15 protein-coding genes are annotated in these 15,986 nt (G+C 44.1%); 10 read left to right on the top strand and 5 right to left on the bottom strand.

The window, feature by feature from the left end:
- Positions 1 to 200: 200 nt before the first annotated feature.
- The 4 genes from JK628_RS04920 (at position 201) to JK628_RS04935 (ending at position 4,158) form a co-directional block, all read left to right on the top strand.
- Positions 201 to 602, top strand: a complete 402-nt coding sequence (locus JK628_RS04920) for a DUF3302 domain-containing protein (RefSeq protein WP_202288191.1) — start codon at positions 201 to 203, stop codon at positions 600 to 602.
- A gap of 1 nt (position 603) precedes the next feature.
- The gene (locus JK628_RS04925; RefSeq protein WP_202288192.1) at positions 604 to 1,743 is read left to right on the top strand and encodes an HlyD family secretion protein; all 1,140 of its coding nucleotides are present in this window, start codon (positions 604 to 606) and stop codon (positions 1,741 to 1,743) included.
- Between the two features lie 187 nt (positions 1,744 to 1,930).
- Positions 1,931 to 3,469 (top strand): S10 family peptidase, encoded by a 1,539-nt coding sequence (locus tag JK628_RS04930; RefSeq protein WP_202288193.1) that lies wholly within the window; start codon positions 1,931 to 1,933, stop codon positions 3,467 to 3,469.
- A 74-nt stretch (positions 3,470 to 3,543) separates the two neighbouring features.
- Complete coding sequence (locus JK628_RS04935; protein WP_202288194.1) at positions 3,544 to 4,158, top strand: LysE family translocator; 615 nt, start codon at positions 3,544 to 3,546, stop codon at positions 4,156 to 4,158.
- Between the two features lie 87 nt (positions 4,159 to 4,245).
- On the opposite strand, the gene JK628_RS04940 is transcribed toward JK628_RS04935, so the two are convergent.
- The 3 genes from JK628_RS04940 to JK628_RS04950 form a co-directional block, all read right to left on the bottom strand.
- Positions 4,246 to 4,536: a DUF3144 domain-containing protein gene (locus JK628_RS04940; protein ID WP_202288195.1), complete on the bottom strand. Its 291-nt coding sequence runs from the start codon at positions 4,534 to 4,536 to the stop codon at positions 4,246 to 4,248.
- Between the two features lie 75 nt (positions 4,537 to 4,611).
- Entirely contained in the window at positions 4,612 to 5,145 is a 534-nt protein-coding gene (locus tag JK628_RS04945) for a prepilin-type N-terminal cleavage/methylation domain-containing protein (protein WP_237524142.1), read from the bottom strand.
- Between the two features lie 48 nt (positions 5,146 to 5,193).
- Complete coding sequence (locus JK628_RS04950) at positions 5,194 to 5,742, bottom strand: type II secretion system protein (protein ID WP_202288197.1); 549 nt, start codon at positions 5,740 to 5,742, stop codon at positions 5,194 to 5,196.
- A 219-nt stretch (positions 5,743 to 5,961) separates the two neighbouring features.
- Between JK628_RS04950 and ung the strand changes: the two genes are divergently transcribed.
- The gene (gene ung / locus JK628_RS04955) at positions 5,962 to 6,630 is read left to right on the top strand and encodes a uracil-DNA glycosylase (protein ID WP_202288198.1); all 669 of its coding nucleotides are present in this window, start codon (positions 5,962 to 5,964) and stop codon (positions 6,628 to 6,630) included.
- Positions 6,631 to 6,700: 70 nt separating this feature from the next.
- Here ung and JK628_RS04960 read toward each other — a convergent pair whose 3' ends face one another.
- Together JK628_RS04960 and rpiA are read right to left on the bottom strand one after the other, a co-directional pair.
- Positions 6,701 to 7,312, bottom strand: a complete 612-nt coding sequence (locus JK628_RS04960; RefSeq protein ID WP_202288200.1) for a 5-formyltetrahydrofolate cyclo-ligase — start codon at positions 7,310 to 7,312, stop codon at positions 6,701 to 6,703.
- Positions 7,313 to 7,551: 239 nt separating this feature from the next.
- Positions 7,552 to 8,208, bottom strand: coding sequence for a ribose-5-phosphate isomerase RpiA (rpiA, locus tag JK628_RS04965; RefSeq protein ID WP_202288202.1), 657 nt, complete (start codon positions 8,206 to 8,208; stop codon positions 7,552 to 7,554).
- Between the two features lie 396 nt (positions 8,209 to 8,604).
- Between rpiA and JK628_RS04970 the strand changes: the two genes are divergently transcribed.
- The 5 genes from JK628_RS04970 (at position 8,605) to JK628_RS04990 (ending at position 15,952) form a co-directional block, all read left to right on the top strand.
- Positions 8,605 to 9,546, top strand: a complete 942-nt coding sequence (locus JK628_RS04970) for a DUF808 domain-containing protein (protein ID WP_202288204.1) — start codon at positions 8,605 to 8,607, stop codon at positions 9,544 to 9,546.
- Positions 9,547 to 9,562: 16 nt separating this feature from the next.
- On the top strand, positions 9,563 to 10,651 hold the full coding sequence (locus tag JK628_RS04975; RefSeq protein ID WP_202288206.1) for an endonuclease/exonuclease/phosphatase family protein: 1,089 nt from the start codon (positions 9,563 to 9,565) through the stop codon (positions 10,649 to 10,651).
- Positions 10,652 to 10,929: 278 nt separating this feature from the next.
- On the top strand, positions 10,930 to 12,879 hold the full coding sequence (locus tag JK628_RS04980; RefSeq protein ID WP_202288207.1) for a collagenase: 1,950 nt from the start codon (positions 10,930 to 10,932) through the stop codon (positions 12,877 to 12,879).
- A 324-nt stretch (positions 12,880 to 13,203) separates the two neighbouring features.
- On the top strand, positions 13,204 to 14,967 hold the full coding sequence (locus JK628_RS04985) for an alkaline phosphatase D family protein (protein ID WP_202288208.1): 1,764 nt from the start codon (positions 13,204 to 13,206) through the stop codon (positions 14,965 to 14,967).
- 424 nt (positions 14,968 to 15,391) lie between these two features.
- Positions 15,392 to 15,952 carry a phosphoribosyltransferase gene (locus tag JK628_RS04990; protein ID WP_202288209.1) on the top strand — a complete coding sequence of 187 codons (561 nt, stop codon included), beginning with the start codon at positions 15,392 to 15,394 and terminating at the stop codon, positions 15,950 to 15,952.
- Positions 15,953 to 15,986 lie beyond the last annotated feature (34 nt).

The raw sequence follows: 15,986 nt of genomic DNA on the forward strand, positions 1-15,986 counted from the left end.
AGTCTACCCTGAGCTTAATCCTTCTAATGTAAAATGGGTCATAAATGCGTAGAAGATCACGTATTTATATAGAAGTAGCCTAGGCTAATATGAAGTTTAAAATCAAAAAACATGGCTTTGTAGTGATTTTGTTGCCAATATGTTTTTACGACTGTGGGGTAGTTATCTATCTCAGGTAACACACTAAAAAGGAGTGGGTTGTGTTTTTAGATTACTTTGCATTAGGAATTATTTTTTTCGTTGCGATTTTCATTTTTTACGGGGTGATCGCGATTCATGACATCCCTTATGAAATTGCCAAGGACCGCAATCACCCTCAGCAAGACGCTATCCATGTTGCAGGTTGGGTTAGCCTTTTCACCTTGCACGCTATTTGGCCATTTTTATGGATTTGGGCCACGCTATACCGCGAGGACCGTGGCTGGGGATTCAATCAAGTAGTAGAGAAAGAGCTACTGTTAGAAAGCGAGGTAAAAAGTTTGATTGAAACCGTAAGAAAACTAGAACAAAGATTAGCTGTAGTTGAAGGAGATGACGCGACAGTCGAGCAAGTCGAGCCTGTAGTGGCTGATACTAGCGGATCACTAGAGGGGAAAGTGTAATATGGACTTACTACTCGTTCTAACCTATACCGCTATCTGTATCGCTATCTTTAAAATATTTAAGATCCCATTGACAAAGTGGACGGTACCTACAGCGATTTTGGGTGGCATTTTTATTGTTGGTGCATTGATTTTATTAATGAACTACAACCATCCTTACACGCCTTTTGCTAAAGAGATATTCGTTACAACGCCGATCAACCCGCTAGTGCGAGGCGTGGTTGTTTCTGTGGACGTTGAACCAAACACACCGATCAAAAAAGGCGATGTGTTATTTAAGCTCGATCCCACAAGATATGCAGCCATTGTAAAGCAAAAACGCGCCGCATTAGTGGCGGCTGAACTTGAAGTGCCACAACTGGAAGCGTCTTGGGAAACGGCTAAAGCAGCAGTGTTAAGAGCAACGGCCGATAAAGATAGAACCAAGTCAGCTTATGCTCGTTATGAAAAAGGACGTAAAAGAGGTGGTGCAAACTCACCTTTTACAGAGCTAGAGCTTGATAATAAGCGCCAACTCTATTTAGCATCAGAAGCACAGTTGACCGCTGCCAATGCCGAAGAGTTAAGGGTACGACTGGCGTTTGAATCCAATGTCGATGGTGTTAATACCAAAGTTGCTGGGATCCAAGGTGAGCTTGAAAAAGCACAATTTGACCTAGAGCAAACCGTTGTTAGAGCACCTGCGGATGGAATGGTGACGCAATTGGCATTGCGTCCTGGCATTGTAGCCGTGCCCATGCCGCTGCGGTCTCTACTGAGCTTCATTCCTGATGATGACCGTATTTTTGCAGGGTCATTTTGGCAAAACTCATTACTCAGGCTTAAGGAAGGCGATGATGCTGAAGTCATTTTAGACGGTGCTCCTGGTGTGGTCTTTAAGGGGAAAGTCGCGAAGATCATCCCCGCTATGGCTGAAGGTGAGATCCAGTCTGGTGGTCGTCTTGTTACATCTAACCTTATGATGGTTCGTGGCCGGGCTATCGTTGTTATTGAACTGGAAGATCAGGATGAAATTATTCAACGTTTCCCAGCCGGTGTTTCTGGTCACATCGCTATTTATACTGAACATTTTGCTCATGTGGCGATAATGCGAAAGGTATTGCTAAGAATGCAGGGCTGGCTGAACTACCTGTTCCATTAATGACATATAGCTTGATAACATTATGCAGTAGATTAAAGGGACCCTAGAGGTCCCTTTATTATTGCTATCAGACAAATCTGTTTGCAATTGATGCTTTGCGCTTATTCAATAGAGTTTGTAAGCTGACATCCTTAATATCGTACTTAAAATAACAATAAATACTGCTTACAGTATTAAAGGATGAACTATGTTCCCTCAAGCTAGCATTGTCAAAATGCTCAAACAGGCGGTAAGAGCCTCATTTATGCTGTCATCATCGGTATTTTTTTTTAGCGCAACCGCTGCTGAGACAAAACCGATTACAGCACCGATTGAACCTGAAATCGTGGTGACTGAACACAGGGCGAGAATTAACGACCAAAAAATTAACTATCAGGCAATTGCTGGAGAGACCATTTTAGAAGACAGTAAAGGCCTGCCACTTGCGAGTATCTTCTCAATTAGTTATCTGCGCACAGATGTTAAAGATGCCACTAAGCGCCCGGTGACCTTTGTGTTTAACGGCGGTCCAGGTTCGGCTTCATTGTGGTTGCATATGGGCATTTTTGGCCCTAAGCGCGTCGTGGTGCCGGGTGACGCTATCGATGACGGCGCCGCGCCATATCCCTTGGTTGAGAATGAATACTCAATGCTTGATGAATCAGACCTAGTGTTCATTGACCCCGTGGGTACTGGTTTTAGCCGTGCATTGGGCGATAATAAAGCAGCAGACTTTTGGGGCGTAACCGAAGATGCAAAATCAATAGCTGAGTTTATGCGCCGTTGGTTAATTGAGCACGGTCGCTGGAATTCACCCAAGTATCTGGCGGGTGAAAGTTACGGTACCACCCGAGCAGCAGCACTAGTTGATGAGCTACAAGGCGGCTGGACTGATATCTCTATTAATGGGGTGATGTTGATTTCATCGATTCTTGATTTTAGCCATGCACGCTACCAGCCAGGTAACAATCAGCCCTATATCGGTTTTTTACCGACCATGGCAGCCACTGCGTTTTATCACAATAAAGTAAGTGCTGTTGATAAAGCGATAGGGCTAGAGGCCTTTATCGATGCCGCTCGTCAGTTTGCGTTAAAAGATTATGCTTTGGCATTGCTGCAGGGCAATCGACTCGATAGTGAAACTTACCAAGATATACGTCAACAGCTAGCACGCTTTACGGGGCTGAGTGAGAACTACTTGGACAGAGTTAATTTACGTGTCAGTGCCAGCCGTTACAGCAAGCAACTACTGCGAGAGCAAGATCTGACCGTTGGACGTTTGGATAGTCGATATAAGGGAGTTGACTACGACAGTGGTGGCGAGCGAACTGATAATGACCCGTCAGGCTATGGTATTGATGGGGCATATACTGCCGCTATTCACGATTATATCTATAAAGACTTAGGTATCAAGATGACGCGTCCATTCAATGTCTTGTCTTATGAAGTTAATCGTGGCTGGAATTGGAATGTCAGCGGCAAGCAGATGCATTATGTCAATGTCGCCCCAATGCTAGGTCGGGCTCAGCGTGAAAACAAAGACTTAAGGATATTGGTTGCTAACGGTTATTTTGATTTTGCGACACCGTTTTTTGCCACTGAAAATACCTTTGCTGATAACGGTATCGACAATAGCCGCGTCTCAATGCATTATTACGCCGCGGGACATATGATGTATATTGAGCCTGGTTCTCTAGCGCAGCTAGCCCAAGATATTCGTCAGTTTTATCATCCTAAGAAACAGTAGAATAGACGCGATATCATCGGTAACGAGATGAGTGCTCTTAAGAGAAGTAACAGTCATAATAGGTAAAGGATTCAATGAGCTTTAGTACATGGTTAGGTTTGCTAGCGATCTGTTGTTTGGGAGCTATGTCTCCAGGGCCTAGCTTAGCGATGGTGGTTAGGCACACGCTTGGCGGTGGGAGAACGAAGGGGATTATCTGCGCATGGGCTCACTCGATCGGCATTGGCGTGTATGCGTTGGTTACTTTGCTGGGCCTTGCCGTAATACTGAAAAAAGCGCCAATGGTATTTAATGCTATTGCCATCATAGGTGCGTTGTATTTGGCTTATATGGGCGTACAAGCACTGCGTTCTAAAGGGGGCATGTCTGACAAACTCGCTGCAGGTAAATCGAGTGATGCGTTAACGGCGGCGAGGGATGGTTTAGCGATTTCGTTATTTAATCCTAAGATTATGCTGTTCTTTTTAGCACTATTTAGTCAGTTTGTCGCTGTGGCTGATAATGTGGCCGCCAAGGGACTGATTGTATTAACGCCTCTGATTGTTGATGGGCTTTGGTATACCTTGATTGCGTTAGTCTTATCACATTCAGCTGTGTTGCCAAAGCTTCGTGAAAAAGCGGCATTAATTGATAAGCTGTCTGGCATCGTATTGATTTTACTCGCCATGAGGGTAATCGTGACCTTGTAAAAAAATACTTTAGTTACAATAAAGCCATCAGAAATGATGGCTTTATTGTTCACACTCTTTGGGCGTTAAACGCCACCTCGAATTACCTTATGCTGGTTCTTCAGTCTTAGACTGAGCTGCCTGCTTAATATGATCTTCAAGATTGTCTTTCAACATTTCTTTGTATTCGTTGCTAAACCATTCTAATGCATTATCCTTCTCTGCAGCTAGATCGGCAGATTTTAGCGATGCTTCAAATGCATTGAAACGAGCTGCAGCGAAACGCATTCCAGTGCCAACTTTTCCTACATCTTTCTCTTTTGCTGAAATTTCGTTGGCCAATGCAATGAATTGATCGGCTATTTCAAAAATGGTGGTTTCTTTTTTAGCTTCTGACATTGTGCTTATGCTCTTAATGATTGAGATCTTAGGCACTGATTCTATCGCAAATTAACACTTAAGGGAGCATTGTTATTAACTATTGGGATCTGAATCGGTAATAACGCTGCCATCGCGAGAATCATAGTAGATAGACATCGTCTGTTCAGGAAGGAGGTAAAAGAAACATTGATCAGGCCCTTGGTAAGCGGCTCGATAGACCGCATTTGCGCTATTTGCTGAGTTAGAAACAATAGGGGCATCTTCTAATACGGTACGCCAAACAGACATGCAGTCGTTGCTGTTGTTTAACCGCGGACTAGATTCAAAGGGTGGGTAGTTTTGTGCGGGAAACCCCCAAAGGTTAATATCCAACTGTCCTGAAGCACCACCAGCAAAAACCTGTAAGTTGTCGGCTGGACCAGAATGTCCTGCAGCGGCCCACTTAACATTCGCTAATGTGATGCCCCCTTTAAACGCGCCAGCAGTCGCTTGATGTGTTGCTATCTCTGCGTCTTGTCTAAAGTTAATAAACTTAGCCATTGCGATCACTGCAATGATGCCTAAGATGATGATAACGACAAGGAGCTCAATCAGCGTAAAGCCACGGTAGTGTATTTTTTCTGTCACGAATAGATCCATTATTCAGTTGTTTCCCCGAGCCAATATTAGCTTATGTTAACTGCTAGGATCTGAGTCTACGGTCACTGAACCTAAATTAGAATCGTACTGAATAGAGAGATTAGTATTGTCTCTATAGTAGTATGTACAAATGTTGGTTGCGCTGTATGTTGCCTTATAATGGCTTTCATCTGTGTTGGCACTATCAGATACGCTTGGCTCATCACCTTGATATAATACCTCCCATACTGAGATACAGTCTTCAACATTATCAAGTTGAGGCGACGCTTCATTACCCTGAGAATAGTGCTGTGCTGGCCAGCCGTTAGCGTTAAAGTCAACCTCACCTTCTTGGCTTGTACCGAACACTGGTAAGTCTTCAACGGGACCACTGCCGACTTTTACAGCCCACACGGCGCGTGCTAGATCAAGCCCTGACTTGAATGCACCGCCAGTGGCCTTAACCGTTGATACCTGTGCATCTTCAGATATATTGACAAATTTTGGCACTGCAGCCACTGCTAATATACCCAGAATAATAATGACCACAACAAGTTCGATTAAAGTGAAACCAGATTGGGGTTTGGAAGCTGACAGATGCAACATTGAATTGGCCGTCCTGGGCGAAATGTGAGCGGGCATTTTAACACTTGAAACACGTAATACCAATAAGTTAACTATGAATTTAAGTTTTGATGGTCGTGACATAACTTCGGCAGATTTTTCATTACTATGCTCCTTCTACCTAGTCATAAATGATTTAACAGATTGCACGCGCTAATGTGAACTCTTACTATAAATAAAACATTTTACTGAGCATCAGCAATGGCTATTGATTTAAGCTGGAAAGCCTTTATTCAACAACAGCAGCAACAAGACTACTTTACCGCACTACAAGCCTTCGTTGAGGCTGAGAGAGCCGCAGGTAAAGTGATTTTCCCGCCTAAAGAACAGGTACTTTCAGCATTCGAATATACGCCGCTAAGTGAGGTTAGAGTGGTACTGATAGGGCAAGATCCCTACCATGGGCCAGATCAGGCGCATGGGTTATGTTTCTCAGTGCAAAAAGGGGTAAAAGTGCCCCCCTCTTTGGCGAACATGTATAAAGAGTTGGCTAGTGATATTGAGGGTTTTACTATTCCTGAACATGGCAACTTATTAACGTGGGCCCAGCAAGGGGTGTTAATGCTCAATACAGTGCTTACCGTCGAGCAAGGAAAAGCCCACTCTCATGCTAAGTCGGGCTGGGAAATATTTACTCAGAATGTGTTGCTGCATCTTAATGAGCAGCCGCAACCGATCATCTTTGTGTTGTGGGGGGCTCATGCCAAAAAGAAAGGCAAAGTCATAACTGCCGAGCATCACCAGATTGTATCCGGCCCTCATCCTTCACCATTATCTGCCTATCGAGGCTTTTTCGGTTGTAAGCATTTCTCTCATGTAAACCAGCTGCTTAAGCAGCGAGGCAGCGCCACTATTGATTGGCAGGTTTAGCTTTATGAGTGGAGGTAGAGCAAGGGGGATTACAAACGGAGTTGTGCTCACTTTCACTAAAATGTAAGCCTTAAAATGAGTACTCTTGCGACGGGGTGATGATAAATGGCAGTGGCACATCCCAATGTTCGCTTGGGAGCTTGCTGACTTGCTGACAATCATGAGCATAGCCAATGGGGAAAGGTTTGCCGATGGTTTTCCAGTTCGCTAATGTTCTATCGTAATAGCCTCCGCCCATCCCCATTCTATTGCCTTCGATGTCAAAGGCGACAAGTGGAGTGATCACTACATCTAATTGCTGCGGTAATATCATTTGGCTGACATTTAAACTTGGTTCCCAAATGCCTAAGCAATTTCTCTCGAGAACTGTATTTTGGTTATAGCGTAGAAAGATAAGATTACCAGCGGTAAAGGGGTGCAGTCTGGGCAAATACACGTGTACGCCGTGCTGCCAAAGCATCTTTATTAAAGCTTGCGTATCCAGCTCACCATCGTTTGTTAGGTAAAGAGCGACCTTTCTAGCATTAAGCTGTTTGAGTTTTTGCAGGGCTTTGACCGCGGCGGTATTCGCGTCAACAGACTGTTGCTCATCGCTTAAACCTCGGCGAGCAGCACGTACCGCTTGTCGAATGATTTTTGGCGAGCTGGCTTCAACAATATCGGTGATACTTGGCTGCGGCATAGGGGGACTTATCTATTCATCATCTATGCAGTCTATCGGCTGCTTGTTGGCATCGCAATTATGATTTTAACTATCGAGTCAATGAAAATGACTGATAACACATTGAGCAGGGGAGGATGGTCGTTTTATGCTTTTAAAATGGTGGTAATCATAAAAAAAGCCACAATAGCAAATAATGTATTGTGGCTAGATTAGACTCACAACATAGCGCTTAACAGCTATGGTAATGTGTTGCTAATTTATTTGATGGTTGTAACACCTTCAGGCGTTCCAACTAACAGTACATCGGCGCCGCGCATGGCGAATAAGCCATTAGTCACAACGCCCACGATAGCATTAATGTTCTCTTCAAGCTCTTTTGGGTTCACGATCTTCATATTGTAGACATCTAAGATAATGTTACCGTTATCAGTGACTACGCCTTCACGGTAAACGGGATCACCACCAAGTTTAACGAGTTGGCGTGCCACATATGAGCGCGCCATTGGGATCACCTCAACAGGAAGAGGGAATTCACCTAAGATATCAACTTGCTTAGTATTATCGACAATACAGATGAATTTTTCAGCGACTGCAGCGACGATTTTCTCGCGAGTTAACGCAGCACCACCGCCTTTAATCATATCCATATGGCCGTTGATTTCATCAGCGCCGTCAACATATACAGATAGGTCGTCGACACTATTAAGATCATATACTGGAATGCCAAGTGCTTTCATCTTCTCAGTAGAAGCTTCAGAACTCGATACCGCGCCCTCGATCTCAGCTTTCATTGTTGCAAGTGCGTCAATAAAGTGATTTACAGTAGAACCTGTTCCGACACCAACAATGCTATCTTTCTCTACATATTGAAGTGCTGCCCAACCGGCGGCTTTTTTCATTTCATCTTGAGTCATAACGACATCCTTTTTTAAAGGCGAAGGTTAAAAATATTGGCGCTAGTATACGCTTTAAACCGTTAAGATGGGGTTGAAATTTGCTTCTATCCCCATCTTACCTGAAGATGCAGAATTCAATGGGAGTGTAATGGGCTTTAATCACAGGTTCATTGCTCCAGGCTGAACCTAAGCACCTACATCCATGTAGGCGAGGCATCGTTTGCCGCTAATGGTCTTTCCCTTAGTAAAATCGTGTATAAAGTGACAAGGTTGCTATATCGTGATTAGCTTGCCTTTATGGATAAAAAGTTAGCTTAAGCCGTCGCTAAGGTGAGTTAACATCGCCAAGCAGTATGGTGAAGCCTTATCTAAGATGGATTTTTAGCGCAAAGAGCATAATTAAAGGGAGTATGTATGGCAGGGGCAAGTTTATTAACCTTGTTGGATGATATCGCCACTATTTTGGATGATGTTGCCGTAATGAGTAAGGTGGCTGCGCGTAAAACTGCGGGGGTATTGGGCGATGATCTAGCCTTAAATGCCCAGCAAGTTAGCGGAGTTTCTGCGGATAGAGAGCTACCAGTAGTATGGGCGGTCGCGGTTGGATCATTTAAGAATAAGTGCATCTTAGTACCTGCAGCCATGCTGATCAGTGCCTTTGTCCCTTGGGCAGTGATACCGTTACTAATGCTCGGTGGATTGTTCTTATGTTTTGAAGGTTTTGAGAAAATTTACCATGGCTATCAAGCTAATAAACAACCTCAAATCGTGAGCGAACAACCGCAAGAGGTGATTGCTGATCTCAAAGAGTATGAAAAGGCAAAAGTTAAAGGTGCAATTAGAACCGACTTTGTGCTTTCAGCTGAGATTATTGCCATCACTCTAGGAATTGTCGCTGAGAAAAGTTTAACGACTCAATTTTTCACCTTGAGTTTTATCGCTATTGTGATGACCATAGGTGTCTATGGTTTAGTGGCGGGTATCGTCAAAATTGATGATGCGGGCTTGTACTTAAGTCAGCGCCAGGGGGAGACCATAGCGGCTCGATTTAAGCGCCGTTTGGGATATATGTTATTGAGTTTTGCCCCTTACCTAATGAAAACCCTGTCTGTAGTGGGAACCATTGCCATGTTTATGGTCGGTGGCGGTATATTAACTCACGGGTTGCACTGGGTGAGCGTGCAAATAAGTCATGCGGCGACTTGGGTTGAGGGCTTGTCTGTTGTCGGTCCGGTATTATCCTTTATCACGCCAAGCATTTTAAATTCAATTTTTGGCGTGGTTGCGGGTGCTATCGCCGTTCTGTTGATGCAACTACTCCTCAAGTTAAGAGCTGACAAGGCCGTTAGTCACTAGCGCCATACTTTAAGGAATGATCTCGTTGAAATCAAACATTGAACAAGTAGAGCTCACGCCTTTAACGGTAAAGGTCGCCAGCTTTAATCTGTTTAACTACCTAGAGCCGCCACTTGCCTACTATGATTTTGAAAACATCTACAGTGGTGAACAATGGGCAAAGAAACAGCATTGGCTGAATGAGTTTTTGACTGAACATCAACCGGACATCATAGGTTTTCAAGAGGTATTTTCAGCACAAGCACTGGCCGAACAAGCTCGCAGCGCTGGATTAAGTCACTTCGCGGTAGTGGATGAGCCTAGTGTTGTTGATGATTTTATCTGTCGGGATCCGGTAGTCGCAATCGCCTCTAAGTTTGCTTTCGAAGAGGTGGTTTCAATCGCAGTTGATAAACCTTATGCAGAAGCACTCGGGCTTGCAAGTAACTTTAACTACAGCCGTAAACCACTGCGAGTGACTGTGGTGCTGCCTGATATCGGTCATTGTGATATCTACGTGGTGCATTTCAAATCTAAGCGGCCATCAATGGACGAGCTGCCACCGCCTACCACTGCAGTTGCACTAAGTGCCAATTATGGCGAGTTATTGGGGCGTAATGTTCTGGGGCAGTGGGCGTCAAGCATTCAAAGAGGCAGTGAAGCGGCATTACTATTTCACAGCATGATGCAGCGTCGTGTAAAAACGCAAAATGCGATGATATTAATGGGCGACTTTAATGATGAACTGAACAGTCAGCCGCTCTCTTTTTTAACCGCTAAAGAGTTGAGGTTTGAAAAAAATGGTTTGGGTGAGCTTGCAAGCTACCCACTTACAGACGCCTACCAACTGTATTGTCAAAATGTATCTGCGGCTAACGATACAGCAACTTCAGATGAGGAGGTGATTAGCTCCCAGAGGCAAGCGACACACTATTATGGCGGCCAAGGTAATGTACTTGATTACATTTTACTGTCACAAGACTTCAACCCCGCTTTTCACACCAGCACCGCAGAGGTGAGACATTATCATACTGAAGACCGCCATCTAATTAATCCTCAGTTTGATCGTGATAGCCACAGTACTGATCACGCTCCTATAGTGTGCACTATCTGTTCACGCCGCTAATCTCACGGCAAAACGAGTGAATTTATAGTGCCGGCCACTTCTTGTCTGGTTATTGATTTGCTGTGACCCTCTTACTGACTTCATCTCTCTAACCCACTGCTACTTTGTAAAGCGGCTGAGGCTGCTAACAACCTACTGGATGGTAATACTACAGGTTGTATATTGTATAATATTTATTGGTATGTTGTATGCTTTGTGGTATTTTTTGGTTCAAATACGCTGTTTTAGCGATAAAGCATCACCAATAAGAACAAATATTATCAATAAGGAGTTTGATTATGTCTCTTAGATTATCTGGATTGACTATTTCGCTGTGCTTAGCTTTGACGGCTTGTGGCGGAGGGGGAGATGACGCACCGGCGCCGGTTACTCCGCCAACACCCGTTGTCCCAGATCCAGTCGTACCTGATCCTGTAGCTCCTGAAGGCGGACTAATCACCCTTAACTCATCGATTGAGCATATTTCGATAACTGAACCACTAGCGTTTCATGTGGATGTCACGGAAGCTGCACCGACCTTGATAGTTGGTTTAATGGCGTCAGTGGATGGCAATAATATTGGCGATCCTGATCTGTATGTAAGAGCCGGTGAAGAAGCAACGGCAGGTGAAACAGGTGAGTTCGATTGTGTTTCATATTATGGTAAAAATGAATATGAATACTGCATTATCGATAATGTTGAGCCTGGGAGGTACCATATTCTAGTCGATGCGAGCGCTTCGAATGCAGCTGTTGATGCCACGCTTTATACCAGCACCACTTTGTTTAACAGCAGCCAGCGATGCGAAGAGGTTGATGTACAGGTGCGAGGACAAGATTTAACTGCTGCACAATCGGATGAGGTGTGTGTCGCTTTGAAGGACACTAAAGACCGTTTTGATGCCACCTTGAGCGCGGCTATCTCGCCCGCATTTGGTGATAGTGTTGCAGGTGATAGAAATGAGGTTGCTAATGTTAATATTTTTTCAAGTAAAAGAAACCATGAACTCTGGATGATGCACCTTTTTTATAACGACAATGATTCAGGTATTTATTTGGAATTTGAATCAACAGGTTGGTCTCATCGCTCAGATGTGTTTACCTTTAATGCCCTCGAATGGAATGGCGGTAGATATACCATTCGCTCACTTAAGCATGAGTACACCCATGCATTAGATGCTCGATTTAACAAACAAGGAGAATATAATGAATCTAAAGACTTTAAATGGTGGGGTGAAGGCTTAGCTGAGTATATAGGTGTTCATTATAACAACCCGTACCAAAATATGATCACCGCTAACGAGTCGAGTAAATACAGTTTAGAGCAGATCTTTAATGGCGATGAACCCTACAGTTGGGGCCAGTTGGCCGTTACATTTTTATTAGAACAAAAACCGACAATAGTGACGCAAATCCTGACGCATATGCGTGCAGGTGATTGGAATGAGTTAGCCACACTGCTCACACAAGTCGCAATTGATAACCAAGCTGAATTCGAGACTTGGTATGCAGGCCAGCTGCGAGCTGATTATGTTGCTAGCGCGACGCCAATGACTGTAGGTGAATATACCCAACTCAGTGGCCGTAGTGGCCGTTTGTATTCTGTTGATGTACCAGCTGGAACAGACTCTATTACCGTCACTACCTCCGGCGGATCGGCTGATATCGATTTGTGGGTGAACCAAGGTGCTGCTTATCATCCTAGTGATTCTGGCTCTGCTACAAAAGAGTCCGTCACAGGGGGCAGTAATGAAGAGTCAGTGACTATTGCTACGCCGACTGCTGGTAAGTATTACATCGTCGCAGGAGATAGCTTTGCTGGTGCAGATATCGTTGATGTTTATCTGTCGGTATGTTCTGGTGCTGATTGTACTGTTGCATTGCCAGATCCAATGGAAATAATCGCTGAGGTTGAGCCCTATATGCCCTATTGGCCAGCCAAAGGCAGCATTGGCAACTGTAATTTGCTGGAGAAATACACCACATCGACCAAAAATGCTGAAGATTTAACGGTAGCAAATAACACTGATACTGAAGTTGAATTGTATTGGGTCAGTAAAACTTCAGGTACCAAGTACGATGATAAGTATGCCTCATTAACAAAAGGCGAGTCATATTCAGAGGCATTTTGGAAGTTAGGTGATCGGTTATTGATCACCGATACAGCGGGTAAATGCTTAGGTGTTGCTCTGCTGAACGACACCAACAATGCTTTTGTCATTGAAGGCGCACTTGTAGGTGGTGAATAGTTAAAAATGCTTACCTTGTAGGCGAATGCTCACCTATTTAGGTGGGCTTCTTTATTCAGCGTGATACCGTTTTTTTTAAACTACCTGGAAGCATAAATTCCACATAAACATCATCTTATCAATACTATAGCATGTATCAAACACAGGCATTTCCTCTTTAAGTTTACCGTTTCATTTGAAACAGCAATCATGAAGACACATTCATAATTCACATTAACAAATGCTTTACCAAAATGTCACATATGTGTAATAGTGGCGGTTTACCATCTCGACTCATTAGACCTCGTACCACTAAAATAGAGCAATATTAAGGGAATAATAATAATGAAACGACCTTTTTCACGAAGAGATTTTTTAGCCATGTCTGCCAAGGGTGTTGGCGCTGCAGTAGTTTCATATGGCCTCATGGGCTGTAGCAGTGACGATGACGAAAATGTGATTACAGCTGAGTTCTTACACGGTGTCGCCAGCGGAGATCCAAGCCATGATGCCGTTATTTTATGGAGCCGTGTGACACCTCAGTCTGCTGGAGACATTAAGGTGACTTGGGAAGTCGCCACCGATAGTGCATTTAGTCAGGTGATTACTAACGGTGAAATGATCACCAATAGTGATAGAGACTACACCGTAAAAATCGATGCCACGGGGCTTGAGGCCGGAAGCCAATATTATTATCGTTTCAAGGCAGGCAAAAATATGTCAGCGATAGGTATGGCTAAAACCTTGCCACAGGGCGCGCTGGCGCAAGCAAAGTTTGCCGTGTTGTCTTGTGCCAACTTCCCAGCGGGTTATTTTAATGTCTATGAGATGGCGTCGAGAATGGATGACTTGGATGCGGTTATTCATCTAGGTGATTATATTTATGAATACGCTCGCGGTGAGTATGCCAGTGAGCGTGCTGCAGAGCTCGGACGCGAGGTATTACCAGAAGGTGAGCTATTTAGCTTATCCGACTACCGTACTCGTTATGGCCAATATCGTAGTGATTTGAGTCTGCAAAAGCTGCATGCCAAAGCGGCCTTTATTACGGTTTGGGATGATCATGAAGTTGCTAATGATAGCTGGCGTGAAGGCGCTGAAAACCATAATGATAACGAAGGTGATTTTGATGCTCGTAAGGAAGGGGCATTACAAGCCTACTTTGAATGGCTACCAATTCGTCCTTGGAGAGAAGGCAATCATGAAGAGATCTATCGCAGCTTTCAATTTGGTGATCTTGTCGACCTACATATGTTAGATACCCGACTACTGGGCCGAGATAAACCACTCGAATACCCAGACTATATAGATCCTGCTACCGGTGGGCTCGACAGTGCACGTTTTATGGCGGATGTTACCGATACCAATAGAACCGTGCTTGGGCAGGAACAGCAAACGTGGTTGCAATCAACGCTGCTAACCTCAACTGCAAAGTGGCAAGTACTTGGCCAACAGGTGTTAATGGGACAGATGATGTTACCGGCGGCGATTGCAACTCAACAATTGTCTATACCAGAGTTTGGACAATTAGCCGCGCTGGCAGGGTTTGCTGCAAGAGCACAAGCTGGCGATCCGACGTTAACCGCAGATGAGCTTAAATATCTGCAGTTTTATGGCCACAAGTTAACGCCTGAGGCGATGGCACTGCTACAACTACCATCTATTCCGTACAATTTAGATGCATGGGATGGCTATGCCTATGAGCGTGAAGTGATACTCGCGACGGCAAAGTCGTTGGCGAAGAACCTCGTTGTGATCGCTGGTGATACTCATAATGCATGGGCTAATGAGCTTAAAGATGCTGCAGGTGATGCGGTCGGGGTTGAGTTTGCGACCAGCTCGGTATCATCACCAGGACTTGAATATTACTTAGGCATTGATGCTAAGGATATTCCGGCGACAGAAGAGGCTATCCTCGGCTTGGTTGATAACTTAAAGTATGCCAACTTGATGAATCGAGGCTTACTCACATTAACCTTCACTCACGAAGAGGTACGCAGTGATTGGCGTTATGTCGATACCATAGTTACTCGCGGTTTTGTCGAAGACACTGAGCGTAATCACTCTATGGTCACCAAAGCTGGAGTCGCAAGTTTAGTCGCAGTCTAATGCTCTCTTAGTGAGCTTTTAATCAGGCTTTAGCCAACGGCTACCCATAGGTAGCCGTTTTTGTGTGTGTGGGTATATTCACTAAATATCGTTTCATTCTTCATGGTTTAAATAACCTGCTAGGCTGCTGAAATTTTTATGATTAGACGAGCCCATTGCTGCTTATATAAAGTGATATTTTGAGCTGGATACTTGTAACTGTTATTTAATTTGGTTGCGATAAACCACAACTTTGCTGCTTTTTTACAGCATTAGTGCTGTTTTTAGTATAAAATTCGCCTCCAAAATCGGGTGGGTGCCTACACTTTAAACAGTTGAGCTGCGAGATCGCTAGCAAGGTCCTATTTCAGAGTTTGGAATAGCTGCCATCAACTGCATTTTGAGACCCAAAATAAGATAACTATACCAAGATGGGGACAGTCAGATGTCAGAGAAATGCTTTATTACGGCGCAAGAATTACTAGAGGATTCTTTTCGTTTAGCGGCACAGGTTTATGAAAGTGGCTTTCGTCCGCAGTTTATTGTGGGCATTTGGCGTGGTGGCGCACCAATCGGTATCGCCGTGCAGGAGTATTTTGACTTCAAAAAAGTAGAAACTGACCATATCGCAGTACGTACTTCCTCTTACTATGGCATTAATCAACAAAGTAAGCAGATTAAAGTACATGGTTTGCACTATATTGTTGAAAATGCCAATGCGGGTGACGGTTTGTTGATTGTTGATGACGTCTTTGATTCTGGCCGCAGTGTCCATGCGCTTAAAGACAAATTAAGTGAATTGATGCGTTTTAATATGCCAAAAGATGTGCGTATTGCTTGTCCTTATTACAAACCTAAAAACACGACCGTGCCATTAAAACCTGATTACTATATTCATGAATCTGAAGAGTGGTTAGTGTTCCCCCATGAAGTCTCAGGCCTTTCTATTGAAGAGCTCGCAGAAGGAAAGGGCGATTTAAAGAACATCAAACATTTGTTTGTATAAGTCTCTAACGACTTAATAAATTTAGCCACACAAC

Source organism: Shewanella sp. KX20019 (genome assembly GCF_016757755.1).
In the GTDB taxonomy this organism is placed as follows: Bacteria; Pseudomonadota; Gammaproteobacteria; order Enterobacterales; family Shewanellaceae; genus Shewanella.

Bases quoted from the DNA above. Each gene is read 5' to 3' on its own strand.
- JK628_RS04970 (WP_202288204.1), top strand. From the start codon at position 8,605: ATGGCAGGGGCAAGTTTATTAACCTTGTTGGATGATATCGCCACTATT.
- JK628_RS04930 (WP_202288193.1), top strand. From the start codon at position 1,931: ATGTTCCCTCAAGCTAGCATTGTCAAAATGCTCAAACAGGCGGTAAGA.
- JK628_RS04925 (WP_202288192.1), top strand. From the start codon at position 604: ATGGACTTACTACTCGTTCTAACCTATACCGCTATCTGTATCGCTATC.
- rpiA (WP_202288202.1), bottom strand. From the start codon at position 8,208: ATGACTCAAGATGAAATGAAAAAAGCCGCCGGTTGGGCAGCACTTCAA.
- JK628_RS04950 (WP_202288197.1), bottom strand. From the start codon at position 5,742: ATGTTGCATCTGTCAGCTTCCAAACCCCAATCTGGTTTCACTTTAATC.
- JK628_RS04935 (WP_202288194.1), top strand. From the start codon at position 3,544: ATGAGCTTTAGTACATGGTTAGGTTTGCTAGCGATCTGTTGTTTGGGA.
- JK628_RS04980 (WP_202288207.1), top strand. From the start codon at position 10,930: ATGTCTCTTAGATTATCTGGATTGACTATTTCGCTGTGCTTAGCTTTG.
- JK628_RS04990 (WP_202288209.1), top strand. From the start codon at position 15,392: ATGTCAGAGAAATGCTTTATTACGGCGCAAGAATTACTAGAGGATTCT.
- JK628_RS04940 (WP_202288195.1), bottom strand. From the start codon at position 4,536: ATGTCAGAAGCTAAAAAAGAAACCACCATTTTTGAAATAGCCGATCAA.
- JK628_RS04985 (WP_202288208.1), top strand. From the start codon at position 13,204: ATGAAACGACCTTTTTCACGAAGAGATTTTTTAGCCATGTCTGCCAAG.
- ung (WP_202288198.1), top strand. From the start codon at position 5,962: ATGGCTATTGATTTAAGCTGGAAAGCCTTTATTCAACAACAGCAGCAA.
- JK628_RS04975 (WP_202288206.1), top strand. From the start codon at position 9,563: ATGATCTCGTTGAAATCAAACATTGAACAAGTAGAGCTCACGCCTTTA.
- JK628_RS04960 (WP_202288200.1), bottom strand. From the start codon at position 7,312: ATGCCGCAGCCAAGTATCACCGATATTGTTGAAGCCAGCTCGCCAAAA.